Origin of the sequence: Xanthomonas theicola, assembly GCF_014236795.1 — a bacterium.
Lineage (GTDB): Bacteria > Pseudomonadota > Gammaproteobacteria > Xanthomonadales > Xanthomonadaceae > Xanthomonas_A > Xanthomonas_A theicola.
This window is the reverse complement of the sequence record NZ_CP049017.1, coordinates 824,777-847,833: the sequence shown is the minus strand read 5'-3', so window position 1 is coordinate 847,833 and position 23,057 is coordinate 824,777. Positions and strand designations below refer to the sequence as shown.

At 71.9% G+C, this 23,057-nt stretch carries 19 protein-coding genes, 1 pseudogene and 1 riboswitch; of the genes and pseudogenes, 12 read left to right on the top strand and 8 right to left on the bottom strand.

From position 1 onward, the window contains the following. Positions 1-292 precede the first annotated feature (292 nt). Positions 293-1,723 carry a multidrug transporter subunit MdtD gene (gene mdtD, locus G4Q83_RS03670; protein ID WP_128418796.1) on the top strand — a complete coding sequence of 477 codons (1,431 nt, stop codon included), beginning with the start codon at positions 293-295 and terminating at the stop codon, positions 1,721-1,723. Positions 1,724-1,793: 70 nt separating this feature from the next. On the opposite strand, the gene G4Q83_RS03665 is transcribed toward mdtD, so the two are convergent. The 4 genes and pseudogenes from G4Q83_RS03665 to G4Q83_RS22915 all read right to left on the bottom strand — a co-directional run bounded on the left by G4Q83_RS03665 (position 1,794) and on the right by G4Q83_RS22915 (position 6,862). Beyond that, entirely contained in the window at positions 1,794-5,378 is a 3,585-nt protein-coding gene (locus G4Q83_RS03665) for a hybrid sensor histidine kinase/response regulator (protein WP_128418795.1), read from the bottom strand. Positions 5,379-5,599: 221 nt separating this feature from the next. Then, positions 5,600-5,971 (bottom strand): response regulator, encoded by a 372-nt coding sequence (locus G4Q83_RS22925; protein WP_246432364.1) that lies wholly within the window; start codon positions 5,969-5,971, stop codon positions 5,600-5,602. 109 nt (positions 5,972-6,080) lie between these two features. Then, positions 6,081-6,257 (bottom strand): annotated as a pseudogene (locus tag G4Q83_RS22920) (ATP-binding protein); the annotation flags it as partial. Next, positions 6,230-6,862, bottom strand: a complete 633-nt coding sequence (locus tag G4Q83_RS22915; protein WP_246432363.1) for a sensor histidine kinase — start codon at positions 6,860-6,862, stop codon at positions 6,230-6,232. The pseudogene G4Q83_RS22920 and the gene G4Q83_RS22915, both read right to left, overlap by 28 nt. A 274-nt stretch (positions 6,863-7,136) precedes the next feature. Here G4Q83_RS22915 and G4Q83_RS03655 point away from each other — a divergent pair, with 274 nt between their 5' ends. Genes G4Q83_RS03655 through G4Q83_RS03640 form a run of 4 tightly spaced genes read left to right on the top strand, consistent with a single transcriptional unit; the run spans position 7,137 to position 9,700 of the window. Then, positions 7,137-7,829, top strand: coding sequence for a hypothetical protein (locus G4Q83_RS03655; protein ID WP_246432266.1), 693 nt, complete (start codon positions 7,137-7,139; stop codon positions 7,827-7,829). Positions 7,830-7,860: 31 nt separating this feature from the next. Beyond that, positions 7,861-8,541, top strand: a complete 681-nt coding sequence (locus tag G4Q83_RS03650) for a YceI family protein (protein WP_128418793.1) — start codon at positions 7,861-7,863, stop codon at positions 8,539-8,541. Then, positions 8,538-9,119 (top strand): cytochrome b, encoded by a 582-nt coding sequence (locus G4Q83_RS03645; RefSeq protein ID WP_128418792.1) that lies wholly within the window; start codon positions 8,538-8,540, stop codon positions 9,117-9,119. The genes G4Q83_RS03650 and G4Q83_RS03645 overlap by 4 nt, the downstream gene beginning before the upstream one ends. Before the next feature lie 11 nt (positions 9,120-9,130). Further along, positions 9,131-9,700: a YceI family protein gene (locus G4Q83_RS03640; protein ID WP_128418791.1), complete on the top strand. Its 570-nt coding sequence runs from the start codon at positions 9,131-9,133 to the stop codon at positions 9,698-9,700. A gap of 121 nt (positions 9,701-9,821) precedes the next feature. Here the strand turns inward: G4Q83_RS03640 and G4Q83_RS03635 are convergent, their stop codons facing one another. Continuing rightward, positions 9,822-10,052 (bottom strand): glutaredoxin family protein, encoded by a 231-nt coding sequence (locus tag G4Q83_RS03635; protein WP_128418790.1) that lies wholly within the window; start codon positions 10,050-10,052, stop codon positions 9,822-9,824. Between the two features lie 90 nt (positions 10,053-10,142). Between G4Q83_RS03635 and G4Q83_RS03630 the strand changes: the two genes are divergently transcribed. The 3 genes from G4Q83_RS03630 (at position 10,143) to G4Q83_RS03620 (ending at position 15,787) form a co-directional block, all read left to right on the top strand. Continuing rightward, complete coding sequence (locus G4Q83_RS03630) at positions 10,143-11,522, top strand: L-serine ammonia-lyase (RefSeq protein WP_128418789.1); 1,380 nt, start codon at positions 10,143-10,145, stop codon at positions 11,520-11,522. Between the two features lie 162 nt (positions 11,523-11,684). Continuing rightward, positions 11,685-14,699 carry a ligand-binding sensor domain-containing diguanylate cyclase gene (locus tag G4Q83_RS03625; RefSeq protein WP_246432265.1) on the top strand — a complete coding sequence of 1,005 codons (3,015 nt, stop codon included), beginning with the start codon at positions 11,685-11,687 and terminating at the stop codon, positions 14,697-14,699. Positions 14,700-14,764: 65 nt separating this feature from the next. Further along, the gene (locus G4Q83_RS03620) at positions 14,765-15,787 is read left to right on the top strand and encodes an alpha/beta fold hydrolase (RefSeq protein WP_128418788.1); all 1,023 of its coding nucleotides are present in this window, start codon (positions 14,765-14,767) and stop codon (positions 15,785-15,787) included. Positions 15,788-15,794: 7 nt separating this feature from the next. Here G4Q83_RS03620 and G4Q83_RS03615 read toward each other — a convergent pair whose 3' ends face one another. Genes G4Q83_RS03615 through metX form a run of 3 tightly spaced genes read right to left on the bottom strand, consistent with a single transcriptional unit; the run spans position 15,795 to position 19,200 of the window. Next, the gene (locus G4Q83_RS03615; protein ID WP_170069117.1) at positions 15,795-16,853 is read right to left on the bottom strand and encodes a homoserine dehydrogenase family protein; all 1,059 of its coding nucleotides are present in this window, start codon (positions 16,851-16,853) and stop codon (positions 15,795-15,797) included. Between the two features lie 23 nt (positions 16,854-16,876). After that, the gene (locus G4Q83_RS03610) at positions 16,877-18,094 is read right to left on the bottom strand and encodes an O-succinylhomoserine (thiol)-lyase (protein WP_128418787.1); all 1,218 of its coding nucleotides are present in this window, start codon (positions 18,092-18,094) and stop codon (positions 16,877-16,879) included. Further along, entirely contained in the window at positions 18,091-19,200 is a 1,110-nt protein-coding gene (gene metX / locus G4Q83_RS03605; protein WP_185817339.1) for a homoserine O-succinyltransferase MetX, read from the bottom strand. Before metX ends, G4Q83_RS03610 begins: the two co-directional genes overlap by 4 nt. Before the next feature lie 10 nt (positions 19,201-19,210). Continuing rightward, positions 19,211-19,329: riboswitch (SAM riboswitch) on the bottom strand. Between the two features lie 244 nt (positions 19,330-19,573). Between metX and G4Q83_RS03600 the strand changes: the two genes are divergently transcribed. The 4 genes from G4Q83_RS03600 (at position 19,574) to G4Q83_RS03585 (ending at position 23,036) form a co-directional block, all read left to right on the top strand. Continuing rightward, positions 19,574-20,314 carry a M23 family metallopeptidase gene (locus G4Q83_RS03600; RefSeq protein ID WP_386273515.1) on the top strand — a complete coding sequence of 247 codons (741 nt, stop codon included), beginning with the start codon at positions 19,574-19,576 and terminating at the stop codon, positions 20,312-20,314. 70 nt (positions 20,315-20,384) lie between these two features. After that, complete coding sequence (locus tag G4Q83_RS03595; RefSeq protein ID WP_128418785.1) at positions 20,385-20,792, top strand: GntR family transcriptional regulator; 408 nt, start codon at positions 20,385-20,387, stop codon at positions 20,790-20,792. Continuing rightward, positions 20,785-21,699: an ATP-binding cassette domain-containing protein gene (locus tag G4Q83_RS03590; protein WP_128418784.1), complete on the top strand. Its 915-nt coding sequence runs from the start codon at positions 20,785-20,787 to the stop codon at positions 21,697-21,699. Before G4Q83_RS03595 ends, G4Q83_RS03590 begins: the two co-directional genes overlap by 8 nt. Continuing rightward, positions 21,696-23,036 (top strand): hypothetical protein, encoded by a 1,341-nt coding sequence (locus tag G4Q83_RS03585; protein WP_128418783.1) that lies wholly within the window; start codon positions 21,696-21,698, stop codon positions 23,034-23,036. The genes G4Q83_RS03590 and G4Q83_RS03585 overlap by 4 nt, the downstream gene beginning before the upstream one ends. The last annotated feature ends 21 nt before the right edge of the window (positions 23,037-23,057 follow it).

Genomic DNA, 23,057 nt, shown 5'->3' with positions numbered 1-23,057 from the left:
CCTGCCGCGCGCCGGCGCCGGCGCAGCCTGACATAGCACCGCTTCGGTCAGGCAGCCGGGACAGCGACGGAATGCGCCGATGCCGCGACCAGCCACGTTGCAGGCCGCGCACGGCTGACCGGCCGCGTCCGCGCACCACCACGACGCCTCGTCTCAGCTAATCGCCGGCTTCGCCCCGGTACCGCTCGCCGGCAGGCAATGGTCTGCCGAACACGCCCCGCAGGCGCGGCTGCACGACACGGCAACGCGTGCTACGCGATCCTGTCGCCCCCTCGCGTTGCCGTGCGTGCCGATGTCCGCGCCCTCCCCCGATCTGCTCTCGGCTCCGAATGACCGCCGTTTCCGGCCGCTGCTGTGGCTGGTGTCGCTGGCCATCTTCATGCAGATGCTGGACGCCACCATCGTCAACACCGCGCTGCCGGCGATGGCGCGCAGCCTGGGCGAGAGTCCGCTGCAGATGCAGTCGGTGGTGTTCAGCTATGCGCTGGCGGTGGCGATGTTCATCCCGGCCTCGGGCTGGATCGCCGACCGCTACGGCACGCGCCGCACCTTCCTGGCCGCGATCGTGCTGTTCACCCTCGGCTCGCTGCTGTGCGCCGCCGCACCGCGCCTGCCCTACCTGGTCGCCGCGCGGGTGCTGCAGGGCATCGGCGGGGCGATGCTGCTGCCGGTCGGGCGGCTGGCGGTGATGCGCTCGGTGTCGCGCGAGCAGTTCCTGAGCGCGATGAGCTTCATCGCGCTCCCGGCGCTGATCGGGCCGCTGGTGGGGCCGACCCTGGGCGGTTGGCTGGTGCAGGTGGCCTCATGGCACTGGGTGTTCCTGATCAACCTGCCGATCGGCGCGATCGGCTTGGCCGCGGCGCTGAAGGTGATGCCCGACTTCCACGGCGAGCAGCGCACGCGCTTCGACCTGGTCGGCTACGCGATGCTGGCCTTCGCGATGGTCGCGCTGTCGCTGGCGCTGGACGGGATCTCCGAGCTGGGCCTGCGCCATGCGTTCGTGATGCTGCTGGCGATCGCCGGCCTGGCCGCGCTGATCGGCTATTGGCTGCACGCGGCCAATGCGCCGGCGGCGCTGTTCCCGCTGCGCTTGTTCAAGGTGATCAGCTTCCGCATCGGCATCCTCGGCAACCTGTTCGCGCGCGTGGGCAGCGGCAGCATGCCGTTGCTGATCCCGCTGCTGCTGCAGGTCGGCCTGGGCATGAGCCCGATGCATGCGGGGCTGATGATGGTCCCGGTGGCGCTGGCCGGCATGGCCGCCAAGCGCGTGGCAGTGCAGCTGGTGGAACGCTACGGCTATCGCCGGGTGCTGATGGCCAACACCGTGCTGCTCGGCACGGCGATGTCCAGCTTCGTGCTGTTCGAGGCCGGTCAGGCACTGGGCTGGCGGCTGCTGCAACTGGCGCTGTTCGGCGCGGTCAACTCGCTGCAGTTCACGGTCATGAACACGGTGACGCTACGCGACCTGGACCGCGACCAGGCCAGCGCCGGCAACGGCCTGCTGTCGATGGTGATGATGCTCGCCACCGGTTTCGGCGCGGCCGCCGCCGGCAGCCTGCTGGCCGCGTTCAACGACCATCTCGGCGATACCCACGGCGCCACCGCCGCGCTGCACGCCACCTTCGTCTGCGTCGGCGCGATCACCCTGACCTCGACCCTGATCTTCTGGCAACTGCCGGATACGCGGCCGCATCCGCAACGGGTGGAGGAAGTGGCGGAGTAGCCGGGACTCGGGACTCGGGACTCGGGACTCGAAGAGCGTGAAGCCTCAGGCCGATGTCGGAATGACGGCTTCAAGCGCCGTCGCGGCTGCCGTTCCCGGGTCCCAGGTCCCCAGTCCCGCGTCCCGCGTCCCGCTTCATCGCCGCCTCGATCGCCTCGACCAACATGTCCCCGGTGACCGGTTTGCGCAGGAAGTCGTCGAAGCCGGCGGCGCGCGCGTGCGATTCGGCGTCGGCGTCGGCGCGAGCGGTGACCGCGATCAGCGGCATCTCGTAACCGAACACGCGCAGTTGCCGCGCCAGCGCCAGGCCGTCCAGGCCGGGCAGGTCCAGGTCCAGCAGGCCCACGTCGAAGACGCTGGCGGCCACGTCGGTCAGCGCCGCCAGCGCGTGCGCGGCGTGGGTGATCTGGTGGCCGCGCGCGCTCAGCAGCCCGCTGATGACCTCGGCCACGGTGGGGTCGTCCTCGACCAGCAGGATGCGCAGCGGTTGCGTCGCGGTCGGCGCCTCGCGCTCGCCGCGCGTGCCGCGCTGCAGCGGTGTCGGGATCCACGGCAGCGGCAGGTCGACGACGAAACGGGTGCCGACGCCGAGCCTGCTGTGCAGCTCGATGCGCCCGCCCATCGCCACCGCCAGTTCCTGACAGATCGCCAGGCCCAGGCCGCTGCCGCCGTAGCGGGCGGCGGTGCGCGAGCCATCGGCCTGCTCGAAGCGCTGGAACAGCCGCGCCTGCTGCTCGGCGTTGATGCCCGGGCCGCTGTCGGCGACCTCGAAGCGCACGCCCTGGTTGTCGTGCAGCGGGGCGATGCGCAAGGCCACGCGGCCGTGGTCGGTGAACTTGATCGCGTTGTTGAGCAGGTTCAACAGGATCTGCCGCACCCGCGTCGCGTCGCCGCTGGCGGTCACCTCGGTGGGCATCGCGTTGTCCAGGGCGAAGGCCAGGCCGCGGCGGTGCGCCATCGGCGCCATCATCGCTTCCAGTTCGGCGATCAGTTGGCCGAGGTCGAACGGCTGCTGGTCCAGATCCAGGCGCCCGGCCTCGATCCGCGCCAGGTCCAGCGCATCGTTGACCAGACGCAACAGGTGGGTGCCGGCGCGGCGGATCGATTCGGTGTAGCCGCGCTGCCTGGGATCCAGCGGCGTGGCCAGCAGCAGCTCGCTCATGCCCAGCACGCCGGTCATCGGCGTGCGCACCTCGTGCCCGAGCGTGGCCAGGAAGCGGGTCTTGGCCAGCGACGCCTGCTCGGCCAGTTCCTGCTTGTGCAGCGCCAGTTGCCACGCATTGCGCCGGCGCAGGCGGCGCCGGTACAGGGACGAGGCCAGCCACAGCGCCAGCAGCGCCAGCAAGGCCAGCCCGGCCAGGCCCCAGGGGCTGCGCCACCACGGCGGCAGCACCCGGAAGCGCAGCGTGGTGACTTTCGACCACACTTTGTCGGCGGTGCGCGCCTGCGTCTCCAGGGTGTAGTGGCCCGCGGGCAGGCGCGAGAACAGGCGCTCGCCGCTGGCGCCGACATCGACCCAGTCCGGGTCGTAGCCGCTGAGCCGGAACCGGTAGGTATTGGCGTCGGTATCGGAGAACGACAGCAGGCGCGCGACGATGTGCAGGTCGCGGTCGCCTTCCTGCAGGGCGATACGGCCGGCATGCAGCAGATCCAGCGCGCGGTCGCCGCGGCGCACCCCGATGCGCTCGATGACCAACGGCGGCTGCCGCCGCGACGGCACCACCTGGGCCGGCTCGAACAACACCACGCCATCCGGGGTGCCGCCGAGGATCTGCCCGCTGCGCGCCTGGATCAGCGTCTGCACGCGGAACTCCTGGTTGGGCAGGCCGTCGTGCACGCCGTAGGAGCGGATCGCGTTGCTCGCCGGGTCGACCCGGAGCAGCCCGCGCTCGCTGCTCATCCAGGCCACGCCGCTGGCATCGACCACCAACCCGTTCGGCGCCAGCGACGGGAACTCGTGCTCGCCGTCGATGCGGTCGAGAAGGCTCAGCCGCTCGCCGTCCCACAGGTAGCGTTCCAGGCGACCGACGCTGGCCAGCCAGACCACGTTGCCGTCGGTGATGGTGAAGGCGCTCAGCGCCCGCACCGGCGCGCCCGGCACCGGCTCGAAACGCTCGCGGGCCGCGTTCCAGGCCAGCACGCCATGCCGGCCGAGCAGCCACGGCTGGCCCGACGGACCGGGCTTGGCGTCTTCCACGGTCAGCTCCAACGGCAGCCCACCGCCGCCCGGGGCGATGGTGCGCAACACGCGGCCCTCCAGGTCGCGCACCTGTACGCCGGCGACTTCGCCGAAGACCCACACACGTCCGTCGCGGCCGAGCGCCATCCGCTCGATCTCGCCGGACAGCGGCGCATCCGCGCCGTCCGCCTTGCCCCAGCGCCGCACCTCGCCGGTGACCGGGTCGTAACGCAGCACCGACCCCAGCGTCGCCGCCCAGACCCGGCCCTGGTCGTCCTCGACGATGGCACGCGGCCACCCCCGCCCGAACATGGTCAGGATGTGGTGGCGCACCGTGCCGGTGGCCGGGTCGAGCTTGTCCAGCACGCCGCGCGTGCCCGCCAGCCACACCCCGCCATCGGCCGAGGCGGCGGTGGCGATGACGTAGGGATTGCCCATCGACGCCGGATCGTCGACCCGGTGGGACAGCACCGAGAACTGCCGCCAGTTGGCCGGCAGGTACCACAGGCCGGCGTTGAAGCTGGCGAACCACAGATCGCCCTCGCGGTCCTCGAACGCCAGCGCCCAGTTGGGCTTGACCAGTCCGTGCGCGGAACTGCTGTACAGCGGCACGTTGCGGATCTCGCCGGCGTCGCCTTCGCGGCCCAGGCCGTCCAGCGTATCGAACCAGCGGCTGCCGTGGCGGTCGTGGACCAGCATCGCCAGCACGCTCTCGCCGGGCATGTTGCGCCAGTATGGCGCCACCACGCTGCCGTCGGCGCGCAGCAGACGCACCCCGCCCTGGCTGGACACCCACAGCGCGCCGTCGCGCTCTGGGGTCAGCCCCTGCACCTCCGGCCGCGGCAGCGCCGAGGCCGGCAGCCGCTCGAAATCGCGTCCGGTCCAGCGCGCCAGGCCGCCGCGCGTGCCGGCCCACAGGGTGCCGTCGGGCGTGGTCGCCAGGAAGGTCACCGCCGGCGACGGCAGGCTGCGCACGTCGCCCGGCGTCGGCATGTAGCGGCGCAGCGTGCCGTTCGGCTGCAGCCGGTTCAGGCCGCCGTTGGCGGTGCCGAACCAGATGCTGCCGTCCGGCGTGGAGGTGATCGCCCAGACCGTGGCGCCGCCGATCTGTGGGAAGTTGCTGCGGTCGTAGTAGCGGAACGTGCGCCGGTCCGCCGACAGCATGCCCATGCCGGCATTCTGGGTGCCGAACCAGACCCGGTTCTGCGCATCGACGTGGACGGTCCAGATCTTGTTGTCGCGCAGCCCGTCCTCGACCCGCCAGATGCGGTAGCCGCGTCCGTCGAACCGCGCCAGGCCGTCGCTGCTGGCCAGCCACAGGTAGCCAAGCTGGTCCTCGGCGAAGCCGTTGATGCTGTTGGACGGCAATCCGTCGGCCACGGTCAGCTGGCGCGGCTGCGGCGTCGGCGGCACCGCCGCGGCAGCGACCGCCGACCACAGCAGCAGCCACCATCCCAAGATGCTTCTCGACCGCATCGTCGTCCCCTGTGCACGGGCGCCGCGTCCCCGATGCCCGTCGCCATCGTCGGCGATAAGCGCCGCCGCTGGCAACAGACGGGGTCCGGGACTCGGGACTCGAAAAAAGCGTGTTGTCTCACCGGATGGTGCACTGGATTCGCAGGCCGACGGCTGCGAGGCTTTCGAGTCCCGAGTCCCGAGTCCCGAGTCCCGAGTCCCGAGTCCCCCGTCCCGAGTCCCTAGCCGAGCGCGCGCAGTTGCCGCGCCAGCGCAAGACCGTCGAGCGCCGGCAGGTCCAGGTCGAGCAGGCCCAGATCGAACGTGGACTGGGTCGCCTCGGTCAGCGCCTCCAGGCCTGCGCGGCGCAGACCACTCTGGTGGCCGCGGCTGCGCAGCAGCTCGGCCATCACCTTGGCCACGGTGGGCTCGTCCTCGACCAGCAGGATCCGCCGCCGCGCCTGCGCCTGCGCCTGCGCCTGCGCCTGCGCCCGCTGCGCCAGCGGCAACGCCGACGCGGGCTCGGCCGGCGGCGGCTGCCAGCGAGCGGCAGCCGCCGCCCGGAAGCACGCGCCATGGCCGGGCCGGCTGTCGACCTGGATGCGCCCGCCCATCGCTATCGCCAGGCCCAGCCCGCAGCCGCCGTAGCCGGCGGCTGCGCGGGCCTTCGCCCTGTTCGAAGCGCCGGAACAGGCGCGCCTGCTGCTCGGCGCTGATGCCCGGCCCGGTGTCGGCGACCTCGACGCACAGCCCGTGCCCACTGTGCAACGGCGACACGTGCAAGTTCACCGCGCCGCTGGCGGTGAACTTGATCACGTTGCCGACCAGGTCGAGCAGAATCTGCCGCACCCGCACCACCTCGCCGTTGACGCTCACCGCGCCCGGCAGGCGTCGTGGCATTCGAAGCGCCGCCCGCGCGCCTGCGCCAGCGGCGCCATCAGGTTCACCACGTCGGCGATCAGCGTCTGCAGCGCGAACGGCAGCCGTTCCAGTTGCAGACGCCCGGCCTCGATCCGCACCAGGTCCGGCGCGCCGTCGACAAAGTGCAGCAAGTGGGTGCCGGCGTGGCGGAGCGATTCGGTGTAGCCGCGCTGCCCGGGATCCAGCGGCATGGCCAGCGGCAGCTCGCTCATCCCGAGCACGCCGCTCATCGGCATACGCACCTCGTGCCCGAGCGTGACCAGGAAGCGCGTCTTGGCCAGCGACGCCTGTTCGGCCACTTCCTGCTTGTGCAGCGCCAGCTGCCAGGCATGCTGGCGACGCAGGCGGCGGCGGTAGGCGCACAGCAAGCCCAGCAGCAGCGCGGCGGCGAGCAGTCCGGCGGTGCCCCAGACGCTGCGCCGCCACGGCGGATAGACCCGGAACGGCAGCCGCCGCGTGGGCGACCAGGCGCCGTTGCGGGTGCGCACCTGCACCTCGAACACGTGCTCGCCGGCCGGCAGCGGCGGCAGCGTGCGCTCGCCGGCGGCGCCGACCGCGACCCAGGGACGGCCGTAGCCGGACAGGCGAAAGCGGTAGCCGATCCTTCCGATCGACGAACGACAGCCGCCGCGCCACCACCCGCAGGTCGCGGTCCTCCGGCTGCATCGCGAAACCGCCGGCCACCGGCAGCGCCAGCCGCCGCTCGCCGCGGCGCACCTGCACGCTCTCCATGCTCAGCGCCAGTGGCATCGGCGGCGGATCCGGCAGCCGCGTATCCAGCAGCGCCACGCCGCCGTCGGCGGCGGCGGCCACCAGCACCCTGCCGGCGGTCAGCCACAGCCCGCGCTTGAGCATCTCTTGGCTGCTCAATCCGTCGCGGGCGCCGAACGCGCACACCGCCGGGGGCGCCGCGGATCGATCCGGAACAGGCCGCGGCGCAGGCCCAGCCAGGCGCGTCCCTGCGGATCGGCGACCAGGCTCGGCATCGAACACGCCCAGACCACCGCCTTCGCAAGCGACCCAGACCCGGTTGCGCGGGTCGATGTGCAGTTCCTGCACGACGTTGCAGCGCAGCAACCGCGGATCGTCGCGATCGTGGCGCCAGATGCGGAACTCGCGGCGATCGTAGCGGACCAGGCCATCGTCGCTGACGATCCACAGATAACCGTCGCGATCCAGGCCCAGCCGCGAAATCTCGCTGAACGGCAGCCCATACTCGGCGCCCAGCACGCGGAACCGCGGCAGCGCCAGCACGCCGGCCCCGGCCCCGGCGCAGTTGCCGGTGCCGGCCAGCCGCAGCAGCGTCCAGCCGCGCCGCAGGCGCCGAGGACGGGGATTGGCATCGACATCGGCTCCAGCGGCCGTGAACGATCGGCGCGGATGGACACCGGCGCGCTGCCGGGGCCGGGTGCGAAAACCGCGGCCGCTCCGTTGCCGCCCTCGTGCGGACACATTTTTATTACCCCGCGGGGCCGCAAGAATCACACCCGACGCGCGGGGCAACGAAGCATTGCGCGCTGCGCTGGCGCACGCGGCGCGGACTGCGCCTAGAATCGTGCTACTCCACTCGCCTGGCCCGCCCATGCTCCAGCGCCGCCTCCGCCTCCTGCTCCTGCTGCCGACCTTGCCGACCGCCGCGCTGGCGGCCCCGGCGCAGTACGCCCTGGACCCGGTGCACACCCGCGTGCTGTTCGCGATCGAGCATGCCGGCTTCTCCAAGGCGCTGGGCACCGTCTCCGGCAGCACCGGCACCCTGCTGTTCGACCCGGACGACTGGCGCAGCGCGCGGCTGGAGGCGCGGGTGCCGCTGCAGCGGCTGGACCTGGGCGAGGACAAATGGAACCGCGCCGCGCTGGCGCGCAACCTGGTCGACGGCGAGCGCTATCCCGAGGCGCGGTTCGTCTCCACCCGGATCGAGCCAATCGACACCACCCACGCAAGGGTGTTCGGCAATCTGACCCTACGCGGGGTCAGCCGCGAGATCGTCCTGGAGGTGACCCTCAACGCGCTGAAACGGCATCCGCTGCCGCCGTTCCGCCGCACCGCGGGCTTTTCCGCCACCGCCACGCTGCAGCGCGCCGACTTCGGCATCGACGCCTGGCCATCGGTGATCGGCGCGGCGGTCGAGCTGCGCATCGAGGCCGAGGCCACCCGCGTCGGCCGCGCCGACGCCGACCCGGCGCAACCGGCCGCCCCCGCGCTCGACGCCGATCCCGATGCCCTCACCACCTCGCCCAGCCCCAGCCAGGAATCCACACCATGATCGCCAAGAGCACCGCCGCCCAGAACACCGCAGAGCGTTGGGGCGGCGTCAGCCAGACCCTGCATTGGCTGATCGCCGCGCTGATCCTGCTGCTGGGCGTGGTCGGCCTGACCATGGGCGAACTGCCGAAGACCCCCAAGTACTTCTGGGTCTACACCGCGCACAAATCGCTCGGCCTGACCGTGCTGGCGCTGGCGATTGCGCGGCTGGGCTGGCGCCTGTACGCCGGCGCGCCCAAGCCGGTGCCGGGCACGCCGGGCTGGCAGCAACGCATCGCCAGCGCCACCCACGTGCTGCTGTACGTGCTGATCTTCGCCATGCCGTTGTCCGGCTGGTTGTACGACTCGAGCAGCGGCCTGCGCCCGTTCCACTGGTTCGGCCTGGTTGCCGTGCCCAAGCTCAGCGCCCCCGACGCGCAATTGCACGAACTGTCGCACGCCGCGCACGAATGGGGCTTCTGGATCCTGGTCGCGGTGGTGCTGGCGCATGCCGGCGCCGCCTTCTACCACCACCTGTTCCGACGCGATGCCACGCTGGCGCGGATGTTGCCGCGCGGCTGGCTGCGCCCCAAGTCCTGAGGAATTCCACCATGTCGCCCCGTGTCGCCTCCCCCGCCCCCGCCGTCGCCGCCAGCCTGGTGGCGATGCTCGCCGCCGCCCCCGCGTTCGCCGCCGACTACGTGCAGGCGCCGGGCTCGAGCCTGGTGTTCGCCAGCAAGTACGACGGCGAAGTGTTCACCGGCCAGTTCCCCGGCTTCGACACCAAACTCAGCTTCGACCCGGCCAACCTGCCGGCGTCCAGGCTCGAGGTCAGCATCCCGCTGGCCGGCGCCAAGAGCGGCAATGCCGACCGCGACTCCACGCTGCAGGGCGCGGATTTCTTCAACGTCGCCAAGTTCGCCACCGCCCGCTACCGCGCCGACAAGTTCCGTGCGCTCGGCAACAACCAATACGCCGCCGACGGCATCCTGGACCTGCGCGGCGTGTCCAAGCCGGTGACCCTGACCTTCACCTGGACCCCGGGCGCACAGCCGGTGCTGGCCGGCAAGGCGCTGCTCAAGCGCCTGGACTTCGGCGTCGGCGGCGGCGACTGGGCCGACACCAAGACCATCCCCAACGAAACCGCGATCAGCACCAAGGTCGTGCTCAAGGCGAAGTGAGTCGCCACAGGCCGCGACGGCATGCGGCCCCTGGGCGGTGGATTCCCTCGTCGGGTTCCGCCGCTTTTCTGTATCCGCAGCGCCGCAGCGGAGCGCATCGCAGGCAGCGCCGAGATGCCGCTCAGGCCGCCGACATGCGCCAGTACCCGACCGTGGCGGCATCGAACGGCCAGTCCAGTTCGCGCCCCGCTGCGTCGCGCAGCACCGGCACCCGGGCCCCGTAGCGCGCCTCCAGCGCCGGGTCGGCATCGATGAATACGCTTTCGAGATCGCCCACGCGCGCCTGCGCGAGGACCAGCAGGGCCTGGTCGCACAGGCGGCAGTCGTCGCGCTGGTACAAAGTCAAGGGCATGCGGCAGGTTCCAATGCGGCGCTGCGGGCGTGCGCTGCGGGCGCGGGGCATAGAATAGACCGTCTCTGGCCTTCCCCCTCTCCGGCACGCATGGCTGTCAGCACCTTCGACCTGTTCAAGATCGGCATCGGGCCCAGTTCCTCGCATACCGTGGGGCCGATGCGTGCGGCCGAGCGCTTCGTGCACCGCTGGCTGCTGGATCCTGGCCGGCTGCATGACGTGGTGCGGCTCCGCGCCGAGGTGTTCGGCTCGCTGGCGCTGACCGGGCGCGGCCACGGCACCGACAAGGCGCTGTTGCTGGGCCTGGAGGGCCAGCGCCCGGACCTGATCGACCCGGACATCATCCCGGGCACGCTGGAACGCATCCGCGGCAGCAAGCGCATCAATCTGATGGGCCTGCACACCATCGCCTTCGACGAGAAACGCGACCTGGCGATGAACAAGCGCCAAAAGCTGCCGTACCACACCAACGGCATGCGTTTCACCGCCTACGCCGCCGACGATGCGGTGATCGCCACGCGCGACTACTACTCGGTCGGCGGCGGCTTCGTGGTCAACCAGGACGATGCCGCCGACGACCGCATCGTCGCCGACGAGACCCCGCTGCCGTATCCGTTCCTCAGTGGCGAGGAGCTGCTGGCGCAGTGCGCGCGCAGCGGCCTGAGCATCGCCGCACTGATGTTCGAGAACGAGAAGAGCTGGCGCAGCGAGGACGCGATCCGCGACGGCCTGCGCGCGCTGTGGGCGGCGATGCAGCGCTGCGTGGCGCGCGGCATCCGCGAGGAAGGCACGCTGCCCGGCGGGCTGCACGTCTCGCGGCGCGCGCCGTCGCTGTACCGCGAGCTGTCCTCCCAGCCGGAAGCGGCGATGCGCGATCCGCTGACCACGCTGGACTGGGTCAACCTGTACGCGCTGGCGGTCAACGAGGAGAACGCCGCCGGCGGCCGCGTGGTCACCGCCCCGACCAACGGCGCGGCCGGCATCATCCCGGCGGTGCTGCACTACTTGGACCGCTTCTGCCCCAGCAGCGAGCAGCGCATCTTCGACTTCCTGCTCACCGCCGCGGCGATCGGCATCCTGTACAAGGAGAACGCCTCGCTCTCCGGCGCCGAGGTCGGCTGCCAGGGCGAGGTCGGCGTGGCCTGCTCGATGGCCGCCGGCGGCCTGGTCGCCGCGCTCGGCGGCAACCCCGGCCAGATCGAGAACGCCGCCGAGATCGGCATGGAACACAACCTCGGGCTGACCTGCGACCCGATCGGCGGCCTGGTGCAGATCCCCTGCATCGAGCGCAACGCGATGGGCGCGGTCAAGGCCATCAACGCCAGCCGCATGGCGATGCGCGGCGACGGCAAGCACAAGGTCTCGCTGGACAAGGTCATCCGCACCATGCGCGACACCGGCCGCGACATGCAGGACAAGTACAAGGAAACCAGCCGCGGCGGCCTGGCGGTGAACGTCATCGAGTGCTGAGCCGCTGCGCCGGGCCGCGCCGCCGCCACGGCATTGCTCGCCGCGCGGATAAAGATCCGCGCGCCGCCGCCGATAGCGATGATGGCGATCCGCCTATCCGGCACTGGAATGCCCTTGCAGCCTCATCCCGCTTCCTGGTGCACCCATGCGCGACAGCTGGCCATGCTCCTCGGAGCGTGGGTCGCGTTCGCGCCGGTGGCGGCCGCCTTGCAGCCGGACAAGCAATTCAACCATTACGAGCGCCGGCGCTGGAGCCTGGAACAAGGCCTGCCGCAGTTGAGCGTGCAGGCCTTCGCGCAGGACCGGCAGGGCTACCTGTGGATCGGCACCATGGGCGGGCTGGCGCGCTTCGACGGCGTGCGCATGACCACCTTCGGCGAAAAGCCGCCGGCGAATCTGCCCGGACCGCTGATCAAGGCCTTGCACGCCACCCCCGGCGGCGACCTGTGGATCGGCACGTACCGCGGACTGGCGCGCTACCGCGACGGACGCTTCAGCAATCTGCTGCCGCAGGACCCGCAGGCGCCGCTGCTCAACATCGAGGCGATCGCGGTCGACGCGCGGGGCACGGTCCTGGTCGCGGCGCAGGACGGGGTCTACGCCGTGGTCGGCGACAGCCTGCGCCTGCGCCATCGCATCGCCGGCGGCGCCTACGCGCTGTTGCCCCGCGGCGAGGAACTGTGGGTCGGCGCGCGCGGCGCCGTGCTGCGCTTCGCCGGCGGCGAGGGCGAGCCGCTGGCGCTGCCGGAGGACGCCCGCCAGGCACCGGTGCGGCAGCTGCTGGACGCACAAGGGCGGCTGTGGGCCGGCAGCCGCCACGGCCTGCTGTTCCGGCGCGACGGCCGCTGGCAGCGCCTGCCGGGCGACCCGGCGCTGGCGCGGCGCGCGGTGGAAGCGCTGGCCCAGGACAGCGACGGCAACCTGTGGGTGGGCCTGCCCGGCTGCCTGCTGCGCGTGCGCGACGGCGGCATCGCCGAGCAATACCTCGAAGACGACCAGGACGCCGGTGCCAGCGCGGTGTTCGAGGACCGCGAGCGCAACCTGTGGCTGGGCAGCCACTGGAAGGGCGTGACCCGCCTATGGAACGGCTGGACGCGCCGCTACAGCAGCGACGAAGGGCTGCCCGACCCGCTGGTGTGGACGCTGGCCCGCGATCCCGACGGATCGCTGTGGGTCGGCACCGGCAGCGGCTTGGCGCGGTTGCGCGATGGCCGCTACCGGCAGGTGCTGAGCCGCGAGCAGTTGCCCACCGACGTTCCCTACACCCTGCTCGCCGAGCCCGGCCGGTTGTGGATCGGCACCCGCCGCGGCGCGGTACTGTACCGCGACGGGCGCGCCACGCTGCCGCCGCTGCTGGCGCCGCTGCGCGAGCTGCAGGTCAGCGGCATCCTCCGCGACCGCGCGCAGCGGCTGTGGTTCGCCACCAGCGACGGCCTGTTCCGCAGCGACGGCGCCGGCCTGCATCGCTACGGCACCCGCGAAGGCCTGCGCGATGCGCGCATCCGCCTGCTCTACGAGACCGGCGACGGCCGTCTGCTGGTCGGCTCCCAGGCCGGCCTGTACGAACTGCGCGGCGAGCGCCTGGTGCCGCTCGCCGATGCCGGCTCGGCGCTGGCCGCAGCCGACATCACCGCCATGCACGAACTGCCCGGCGGGCAGTGGGTGGTCGGCACGCTGTCGGAACAGCTGTGGGTGTTCGACGGCAGGCGCTGGACCATGTTCGACGAACAGGACGGGCTGCCGCTCAACGCCGCGTTCTTCATCGCCGACGACGGCCACGGCAGCCTCTGGGTGGCCGGCATGCGCGGCGTGTACCGGATGCCGCTGGCCAGCCTGCTCAAGCGCATCCAGGCGCCCGCCACCCCGCTGCAGGCGGAACTGCTGCTCAACGATGGCGGCCAGCGCCATGGCGGCGTGGAGGCGTTTTGCTGCAACGGCGCCGGCAACGGCAAGGGCTTCATCGACAACGGCACGCTGTGGCTGCCCAGCCGCGACGGCGTGGTGACCATGGACACCGCCGGCATCGTCAAGAACCCGGTCGCGCCGCAGCCGGTGGTGGAGCGGATCCGCGTGCAGGGCCGCTGGATGACGCCGCAGGCGCTGCGCGACACGCCGCTGCCGGCGCAGGCGCACGACCTGGATTTCGAGTTCACCGCCGCCTCGTTCCAGGCCCCGGAGAACGTGGAACTGCGCTATCGCCTGCTCGGCTACGACACCCGCTGGCGCACGCTCGACGATATCCGCCAGCGCGTGGCGAGCTACACCAACCTGCCCGGCGGCGACTACGTGTTCGAGGTCGCCGGCAGCAACAACGCCGGGGTGTGGGCGCAAGCGCCGGCGCGGCTGCCGCTGCGGATCCGGCTGCGCTTCCAGGAAACCCTGTACTACAAGCTGCTGCTGGGGCTGGGCGCGCTGGCACTGCTGCTGCTCGGCATCCGCATGGCGCACATGGTCAACCAGCGCCAGCGCGAGGCCCTGGAACGGGAGGTCCGCCAGCGCACCGAGGCGCTGCAGGCGGCGAACCAGCGCCTGCAGGAAGCCAGCTTCACCGACGACCTGACCCAACTGCGCAATCGCCGCTACCTGTCCCTGCACATTCCCAGCGACATCGCGCTGTACCGGCGCATGGCCGCCAACGACCAGGACATGCTGTCCTCGGGCATGCTGTTCGCGCTGATCGACATCGACCATTTCAAGTCGATCAACGACAGCGGCGGCCACCACACCGGCGACGCGGTGCTGCAGCAGATGGCGCAGTTGCTGGTGCAGCTGACCCGCGAGAGCGACTACGTGGTGCGCTGGGGCGGCGAGGAATTCCTGCTGGTGCTGCGCTCGGCGCCGCGCGAGAACCTGACCGAGGCCGCCGAGCGCCTGTGCCGGGCAATCGCCACGCACGACTTCACGCTCGATCACGGCCGCCAGGGCCAGATCACCTGCTCGATCGGCCTGGCCGAATTCCCGTTCGTGCACGATCCCGACAGCCGCCTGGGCTGGGAGCGGCTGCTGGTCCTCGCCGACCGCGCGCTGTACCGGGCCAAGGCCAAGGGCCGCAACGGCTGGGCCGCGTACCGGCCGGTGCTCGGCACACAGGCCGAGCAAGTGCTGGCGGCACTGCAGGAGCCTGCCGATCGCATGCAGCACCACGCCTGCCTGACCCTGCTCCACCGCGCCTGCTGAAGCGGCGTTGACGCGACCTGGGCTAGGCTCGGCGCGTCCTTCTTATCCGCACTTCTCCCGCCCACATGCGCCGATCCCCGCTGCTCGCCGCGCTCGCCGCCGCGCTCCTGCTGCCGTCCGGCCGCGCCGCCACGCCCGCGCCCCGCTACGGCGCGCAGCTGGAAGGCTTCGACTATCCGTATCCGGTCCGCCAGTACCGCTTCGCCTCGCAGCGCCAGTCCTTGCAAATGGCCTACCTGGACGTGGCGCCGACCGGCACGCCGAATGGCCGCGCGGTCGTCCTGCTGCACGGCAAGAACTTCTGCGCGGCGACCTGGGAGTCGGCGATCGCCGCACTCCTCGCCGCAGGCTACCGGGTGATCGCGCCGGACCAGATCGGCTTCTGCAAGTCGAGCAAGCCGCAGGCCTACCAGTTCTCCTTCGCGCAACTGGCGGCCAATACCCATGCGTTGCTGCGCTACGCCGGAGTGACCCAGGCGGTGTTCGTCGGCCACTCGATGGGCGGCATGCTCGCCGCGCACTACGCCTTGCAGTACCCGCAGGACATCAGCCGGCTGCTGCTGGTGAACCCGATCGGGCTGGAGGACTGGAAGGCCGCCGGCGTGCCATGGCGCAGCGTCGACGACTGGTATGCGAAGGAGCTCAAGACCGACGCCGCCTCGATCAAGCAGTACCAGCAGACCGTCTACTACGGCGGGCAATGGAAACCCGAATACGACCGCTGGGTGACGATGCAGGCCGGGCTGTACGCCGGCCCCGGCCACGCGCGCGTGGCCTGGAACCAGGCGCTGACCTCGGACATGGTGTTCAACCAACCAGTGGTGCAGCGGTTCCCGCAGATCCGCGTGCCGACCACGCTGTTCATCGGCCAGCGCGACCGCACCGCGATCGGCAAGGACCTGGCGCCGCCGGCGCTGGCCACGACACTGGGCGATTACCCGGCGCTGGGCAAGCGCGCGGCGGCGGCGATTCCCGGCGCCAGGCTGATCGAGTTCGCCGACCTGGGCCACTCGCCGCAGGTCGAAGCGCCGCAGCGCTTCAACGCAGCGCTGCTGCAGGCGTTGGCCGCACCCGCCGCCGCGCCGTAGCGGCGCGTCAGCGCACCGCGATCCGCAACACGTCGTCGAGCAGGGCCGCCGCGGTCACCTCGGCGCCGGCGCCCGGACCCTGGATCAACAGCGGCTGCCGCAGATAGCGGTCGCTGTGGATGGCGACGCGGTTGTCGGTCCCGGCGCCGCTGGCCAGCGGATGCGCCAGCGGCAGTTCGCGCAATCCCACCGAAGCCCCGTGCGCATCGAAGCGGCCGACGAAACGCAGGCAAGCGCCGTTCGCGCGCGCCTGCGCCAGGCGTGCCGCAAGCGGCGCATCCAGCGCCGACAGCGCGGCATCCACGTCCTGCGGCGGCGCGGCGGCCAATGCCGCCGGCAGCAGCGAGGCGACCTGCACCTGCTCGGCGCGCAGCGGCAGTCCGGCGGCGCGCGCCAGGATCAGCAGCTTGCGGCGCACGTCCTCGCCGGACAGGTCCTCGCGCGGATCGGGCTCGGTATAGCCGGCCGCCGCGGCCTCGCGCACGCACTCGGAAAAGTCGCGGCTGCCGTCGTGGCGATGCAACAGCCACGCCAGCGAGCCGGACAGCACGCCTTCCACCGCATGGATGCAGTCGCCGCCGGCGGCCAGCGCGCGCAGGCTGCTCAGCAACGGCAGACCCGCGCCGACCGTGGCGCTGTCGCCGTAGTGCGCGCCGGCAGCATGCCGCGCGGCATGGATCTGCTCGGCGCGCGCCAGGGCCGCGCCCTGTCCGAGCTTGTTCGCGGTGACCACGTGCACCCCACGCGCCAGCCACTCGGCATGCCGCTGCGCCACCGCATCGCTGGCGGTGGCGTCGACCACGATGTCGCCGGCACGCAGGTCGGCGGACACCTGTGCGCCGCCGGCGCCGCGTGCGGCGGCATTGGCCGTGGCCAGCGCCCGGTCCGGCGCGGGCCGGCAATCCTGCAGCGTGCGCGAATTGGCCAGCCAGGCGAAGGCCGGCAAGCCCGGGCGACGCTGCTGCAACACCTGGTAGCGCGCGACGAACGCGCGGCCCACCGTGCCGGTGCCGAGCAGACCCAGCCGCGGCGCCACCGTACCGGCCGAGCGCGCCTGCGCCGGCACCCCTGCAGCGGCGGCGGCGCTGCTCACGCGTCCACCTGTTTGCGCGCCGCCGCCTCGCCGGCCTGCTGCGCGCGCAGCAGGCCGGCCTGCAGGTCGGCGACCAGGTCATCGCTGGATTCGATGCCCACCGACAGCCGCAGCAGGCCATCGCCGATGCCGGCATGGGCGCGCGCTTCGGCACTCATCGCCGCATGCGTCATCGAGGCCGGATGCGCAACCAGGCTCTCGACCCCGCCCAGCGACTCGGCCAGGGTGAAGTAGCGCAGGCCATCGACGAAGGCGCGCACCTGCGCCTCGCCGCCGGCCAGCTCGAAACTGATCATCGCGCCGAAGCCCTGCTGCTGCCGCGCCGCGACCGCGTGGCCCGGATGCGCGGCCAGCCCCGGGTAGTACACCTGGTCGACCGCGGCGTGGCCGTCGAGCAGGGCCACCACCGCCTGCGCATTCTCCTGGTGCACGCGTAGCCGCGCATCCAGCGTACGCAGCCCGCGCAGGGTCAGGAACGCGTCGAACGGCGAACCGGTCAGGCCGAGCGCGTTCGCCCACCACACCAGTTGCTGGTGCAGTTCGGCATCGGCGGCGACCACCGCGCCGCCGACCACGTCGCTGTGGCCGTTGACGTACTTGGTGGTGGAGTGGACGACGATGTCGGCGCCGAACGCGATCGGCTTCTGCAGCGCCGGCGACAGAAACGTGTTGTCGACCACCGCCAGCGCACCGGCCTTGTGCGCGGCATCGATGACGAAGCGCAGGTCGGTGATGCGCAGCAGCGGGTTGGACGGGGTCTCGATCAGCACCAGCCGCGGCGACTGCGCCAGCGCCTCGGCCAGCGAGCGCGGATCGGTCAGGTCGGCGGTGATCAGCGCGAAATGGCCCTTCTTGGCCAGCGCGTTGAACAGGCGCCAGCTGCCGCCGTACGCATCGTGCGGCACCACCAGCGTGTCGCCCGGCTGCAGCAGCGCGTTGAGCACCAGATTGATCGCGCCCATGCCGGTGGCGGTGACCACGCCGCCGGCGCCGCCTTCCAGGTCCGCCAACGCCTCGCCGAGTAGGTCGCGGGTGGGATTGCCGCTGCGGGTGTAGTCGTACTGCCGCTTGTTGCCGAAGCCATCGAAGCTGAAGTTCGACGACAGCACGATCGGCGGGGTCACCGCGCCATGAGCGGTATCGCGGTCGATGCCGGCGCGCACCGCGGCGGTGGCGGCGCTGCAGCGCGGATCGTTGTCGTGGGCAGTGCTCATGCGGTAGCTCCGGTGGGGCGAAGGGCGGTGGCGAGGATCGCGTCGATGCGGTCGGTTTCTTTCAGGAAGGCGTCGTGCCCGTACGGCGAGCGCAGCACGCGCAGGCTGCCGCGCGGGCCCAGGCCTTCGACCAGGGTGACCAGGTCGGCCAGCGGCACCAGGCGGTCGCCTTCGACCGCGACCACCACGGTGGGCACGGCGACGGCGGCCGGATCGATGCGGTGCAGGTCGATGGATTCGGACAGGCGCAGGTAGGCGTTGACCCGGGTGCGCGCCACGTACTGCGCGCCGGCGGCGTCCAGGTAGTCCTCGGCGGCGACGCGGACGCGGCCGTTGATCACTTCCGGCGGCGCATCGAAGCGCTCGCCGAATTCCTCGGGCGTGCGGTAGCTGAGCATCGCGAACTGCCGCGCCAGCGACAGTCCATGACTCTCGGCGCACTGCAACTGGCCCAGCGCCACCGCGCGGCGCTGCAGCGCGCGCCACGCCGCGGCGTACGGGTGCGCGCGGTGCGCGCCGCTGACCGCGACCAGCTTGTGCAGCCGCTGCGGATGCCGCACCGCCAACTGCAGGCCGACCAGCGCGCCGTAGGAGTAGCCGACGAAGCCGTGCAGCCGGGCGATGCCCAGCGCGTCGAGCAGCGCGGCGATGGCATCGGCCTGGTCGGCGCTGTCGATCGGTGCGTCCAGGCTGCCGTCGGCGCCGACGAAATCGAACGCCAGCAACCGCCGCCGGCCTGGGTCCAGCGCGCGCCCGGTCCCGACCAGGCCCTCGGCCCAGCCCTTCTCCGGGAAGCTGGCATTGGCGGCGAGATGGCGGTGCGCGGAGATGCCGCCGGCGACAAACACCACCGGCGCGTCGGCCGGGCCGGTCAGTTCATAGCGCAGCCGCAGCAACTGCACGCCGGCGTGGCGCAACGGCAGCGCGACCGCGGCTTCGCCGCGCAGCGCAAGCAGGCCATCGGCGGCAGACGCGACGGCGCCGGCCTGGCGGTCGAGCGGCACATTCGCGACAAGGGGGCGGTTGGGCGTATTCACGAGGCTCATGGCGGTATCCGGGGAGGAACGGCCATCGAGCTTCGCGGAGCTCGCGTTCGACGTGCGCATGGCAGGCGTCGAACCATCTTTCGGCGGACGCGGTGGTCCCCGCAGGATTTGGCACCGACACGGTCGCTTGCGCGTCCGCTGGCTGCCCCGGCATCAAAGGGCCTGTCCCTCCGCCGGTCTCGATGGTGGCGCCACGATGCCAGCGATTTTCTGCAGTGTCAATCTCTTTATTCGGATGAAGCGATATGATTTTTCGATCCCCGGCCTCGGCCATACTCCGCTCTCCCCATCGATCCACCTGTCCGTGCGCCGACGCCCCCTCCGCCGCTGGCTTGCCGTGGTCCTGTCGCTGGCGGTGGCGACCTGCGCGGCCGCGCAGCCGCTGCTGCGCTGGAATGCCCCGCGGCCTGCGGCACGGCCGGCCCCGGCATGGCTGGAGGTGATCGCCCGCGACAGCGGCCTGCGCGAGGTCGCGCTGGGCAATCCGCTCGGCGGCCCCGTGCAGATCCGCCTGCAGGGCGACACCGCCGGCTTCACCGCCGTGCCCGCGCTGCCGCTGACCGTGGAACTGGCCGCCGGCGAACGCCGCGTGGTCGCTCGCCTGTATCCGCCCAGCGACCGGACCGAGACCGGCGGCGCCAGCGCCCGGCTGCGCATCGAAGCGGTGCCCGGCTCGCCGCGCGCCCACGCCGACGCCGACGCGGTGCTGTACGCGCTGCCCTTCGCCGACCGCCCGGTGCGCATCGACCAGGGCTTCGGCGGCGCCTTCAGCCATCGCGATCCGGCCAATGCCTATGCACTGGATTTCGCCCTGCCCGAAGCCACCCCGGTGCTGGCCGCACGCGAGGGCGTGGTGATGGAGGTGCACGACGACTTCCGCCAGTCCGGCACCAACCCGCGCCTGGGCCGGGCCGCCAACCTGGTGCGGGTGGTGCACGCCGACGGCAGCATGGCGATCTACGCGCACCTGGTCGCCGGCGGCGTGCAGGTGCGGGTCGGCCAGGCGGTGCGGCGCGGCGAGCGCCTCGGCCTGTCCGGCAACACCGGCCTGAGCAGCGGCCCGCACCTGCATTTCGCGATCCAGCGCAATCGCGGCCTGCGCCTGGAGTCGGTGCCGTTCCGCATGGCCGGCCCATTGGGCGAACTGCACTTCGCCCGCCCCGACCCGCGCTGAGCTACCGCCAGCGCGCCGCTCGTCGGCTGACGACTTGACATCCGCCAAGTGTATTGATGTATTAATACACATGGATGCAAACCAGCTTCATGTGCAACCCAGCGCCCCGGAGCCGATCTACCGGCAGATCGCCGAGCAGATGCGGCGCCTGGTCGCGGCCGGGCGACTGCGCCCGGGCGACGGCCTGCCCTCGGTGCGCGAGGTCGCCGCCGCCCACGCGGTCAACCCGATGACGGTCTCGCGTGCCTACAGCCAGCTCGAGGCCGAGGGCGTGCTGGAACGCCTGCGCGGCCGCGGCATGGCGGTCGCCGCGACCGCCGCCGCGCCGCAGCGGCAGCGCCTGGAACTGATCGAACCCCGCCTGCAGGAACTGGTCCGGCATTGCCGCGAACTGGGCCTGCCGGCGTCCCCCGTGATCGAACGTCTCGAACACCTGTTTGGAGAAACTGGCGATTTTGGAGAAACTGGCGATGCATAGCATGGCGATGGCGGCCGCAGACCCGGCCGGGCTGGACATGGACCTGCCGCTGGCGGCGCACGACCTGCACCTGGCGTTCGGCGCCAGCCAGGTGCTGCAGGGCGTGGACCTGCAGGTGGCACGCGGCGAGGTGGTCGGGCTGATCGGCCGCAACGGCGCCGGCAAGAGCACCCTGCTCGCCTGCCTGCTCGGCCTGCTGCAGCCGCAGCGCGGCCAGGCGCGGATGTTCGGCGGCCCGGCGCTGCGCCTGGACGATGCGCGCAAGGGCCGACTGGGATTCGTCCCGCAGCAGCCGCAGGCGTTCGGCTGGATGCGCGTGGAGGAACTGCTCGCCTTCGCCACACAGCTCTACCCCAACTGGGACGCGCCGCGTGCCGACGCCCTGCTGCGCCGCTGGGACCTGGACCGCCGCCAGCGCATCGGCACGCTCTCGCCCGGCCAGGCGCAGCGCCTGGCGCTGCTGCGCGCGCTGGCCGCGCGACCGGCGCTGCTGGTGCTGGACGAACCGGCCTCGGCGCTGGACCCGGTGGCGCGCCGCGACCTGATGCGCGAGATCGTCACCCAGACCTGCGACGAAGGCACCACCGTGCTGTTCTCCAGCCATATCGTCAGCGATCTGGAACGCGTGGCCTCGCGCGTGGCCTTCCTCCACCAGGGCCGGCTGCTGCTGGACCAGCCGCTGGACGAGCTCAAGGACAACGTTCTGCTGGTCACGCTGCCGGCGACGGCCGCCGCGCTGCTGGGCGACGCCGTGCTGCGCGGCGAATTCGCGCGGCGCCGGAGCGCCGACGGCGGCACCGCCGTGCTGCTGCACGTCAGCGAACCACCATCCGCCCTGCTCAGCATGCCCGGCGTGCGCATCGACCGGCTCGGCCTGGAAGACCTGTTCATCGAGGTGGCCGGATGAACCGCCTTCTGACCGATCTGCGCGTGCTGTCCGCGGCATCGGGCAAGACCGGCCGCGGGTACCCGCTGGTGATCGCGGCCGCGTTCGCGCTGACCTGGGTCGACAACCCGCCGTCGCCGCTGCTGCTGACCTGCCCGGTCGTGCTGCTGCTGTGGGCACGGCTCGGCGCGCGCCTGCTGAGCCTGCTCGACCAGGCGCATCACGTCCGCTTTCCGGCCCTGGCGACGCGCTTCGCGCAGCTATTGGCGCTGGCCCTGGCCGGCACGGTGTTGCTGCCTGTCCTGCTGTACGCGGTGCGCGACAGCGATCCCAGCCTATCGGCGCCGATGCTGCTGCTGTGCGCGGCTGCCGGCCTGCTGCTGGCGACCGTGCCGGCATGGTCCAGCACCCTGCTTTTATTACTCGTCGGATTCTTCCACGACACCGTCGGCGTCGCATTGGACGCTCACCCGCGCGCGGCGATGCTGGCCATCGCCACGGCCTGCCTGGCGACCACGGTGTGGGTATACCGGCATGCCAGCGCGCATCCGCCCCACGCGCTGGCGCCCTGGCTGCGTCCGCTGTGGATGACCCTGCAGCAGCGCTTGCCCGGCGACGGTGCCACCAGACACACGGTCGAATCGCAAGGCGGGCGTCTGGTCTGGATCCAGGGGATCGCCCGCCCCAGTTTCCCCTCGGACCTGCGCCGGCGACCGGAACGCGCCATGCGCTTCGCGCTCGGTCCGGGCTTTGCCCCCAGCAGTGCGGCCGGCACCGTGCTGGTCATGCCGGCGCTGGTGCTGCTGTCGACCCTGCTGCTGCGCACGCAATCGCCGACGCTGCCGCTGATCCTGGCCAACGTCATGGCCAATCTGTCCAGCGTGAAGTTTCTGCAACGGCTGTGGCTGTTGCGCAAGCACGGCAACCTGGGGCTGATGGAAAGCGCGCTGCTGCCCGGCCTGGGCGCACCCGGGCAGGCCGGCAAGCTGTTCAACCAGGTGATCCTGAAGCGCGCGATCGCGGCGATGGCGCCATGGCTGGGTCTGTCCTGGCTGCTCGGCGCTCTGAAGCACGCCCCGCCGGCCTATTACCCGCTGACCGTGTCGATGACCCTGACCGCCGGCACCCTGCTGCTGGCCTGCATGCGCTGGCCTCGCGGGGCGCTGCTGCCGACCGTGGCGCAGTTCGTGCTGGCGATACTCGGCGGAATCAGCATCGGCCAGGTCGGCCTGCCCGGCGCCGTGGCGCCGCACTGGCTGGCGCAGACCTGGAGCCTGCTGCTGCTCGGTGCGGTCGTCGCCTACAACCTGGTGGCACGCCACGCCGGCAGGCGCCCGCACCCCTGGCTGCTGAACTGAACAGGGCCATCGGGAAGCCCG